General features: G+C 45.7%; 1 protein-coding gene. It reads right to left on the bottom strand.

Translation table 11 applies throughout. The annotated features are described in order from the left end of the window. Positions 1–1,347, bottom strand: a protein-coding gene (gene tnpC, locus H5300_RS26680; protein ID WP_182797354.1) for an IS66 family transposase whose coding sequence is annotated in 2 segments (ribosomal slippage) — positions 1–1,193 and positions 1,193–1,347 — 1,348 coding nt annotated over the 2 segments. Because the reading frame shifts where the segments join, the coding sequence is not laid out codon by codon here. This gene is flagged as partial in the annotation.

Raw genomic sequence — 1,347 nt, forward strand, 5'->3', positions numbered from 1 at the left:
TGACGTGATGATTTCACTCAGAACTGACATTGCTGATAGGCCGCGCTTTTTGCAAGTTTCGATGAGTGTGTGGATACGACTACGGAATTTATCGCCTGCATCTGAGGTCGTTCCGAAGCTAATTTTCCTTTGGATTACAAAGCCTCTAATACATCGCTCGGCTTCATTATTGGTTAAGGGGATTGACGTTTTCTTGAGGAAAACCCACAAGCTCTCTCTATGTTTGAGCAGTAACTTGCATCGCCCTCGATACCGCTTGACCATCACACCTGTCCCTTTGCTCAACCAATGCTCGAACGATTTTTGTAGCCTGTGCATTCGCCGTAAGTACCGTGAATAATCCAATTCACCTTGCTCATAACGATGTCGAGTATGGAAGAGAACATTCGTCAGAAGACATAGGTGCCTTCCTATATAAGCAGTATGCCCACCACCACTATAATCCGCCATTTGTTGAAGATTGCGCTTAACATGTGCCCAACATAACTGATGACGGTCTGCGGCTATCCAGTTATAGCTTGGGCACTGGTCGCTGACCACGATGCCTGCATAGTCTTCATCAATGACTTTTTTCGCTGATGAGGTCGAGCGCGAATAAAGTATTTGTTCATAGACAAGATCATCACTGGCCACTAACCAACACCAACGAAGGCTTTGCTCATCATTTCGGTGATGAGAGGTTTCGTCGGCATGAATCAAAGGTGCCTTCTTTAACGCTTGTTTGATTGCTTGATGCAATGGAGTCAGCATTGAAGCGACTTTTGTTTGTGCTTCGCTAATCGCACCAACAGAAAACGTTGTGCCGAGTTGCTCTTTGAGCAGTGATTGGATTTTCCGAACACTAAGGTGATATTGTCCAGCAAGAACGCCAATGTAGCTGAGTAAATTGGGACCGATAATCCCTTGTGATGCATTGTCGGGCTTTTGAGCTTTTACTGTTTCTTTGCAGTGGCGGCATTGACCTGAAAATAAACGGTATTCAGTGATATCGACAGTGGGTTTTGGAATATCGAAGACCTGATGGCGGTAGTAAGGGCCACCTTGAATATCGATATCTGACTGGGCACAGCAAGGGCACACTTCAGGAAAACAATCGATAACTACATCCGTTGCTTTCAGTCGTGAGAGTTTTCGTTGATGCCCTGTGTGGCCTTCTTTAGCTCCTCTCGAATTGCGACCACCAGAGCTTTGATCTTTTTTCGCTCATGCTTGTCCTTAGGGTTGTCAGACGAAGGTGGTTTCGATGAGTTTTTGGAGTTAGTTGCTTGTTTATCGGTAAGGTGGCGCAACTGTTCCCACAACTCTTCAATCAGTGCGTTTGCTTCATTAAGGTCAGAGGCTACGGGT

It is taken from the genome of Vibrio sp. SG41-7, from assembly GCF_014164465.1.
Lineage (GTDB): Bacteria > Pseudomonadota > Gammaproteobacteria > Enterobacterales > Vibrionaceae > Vibrio > Vibrio splendidus.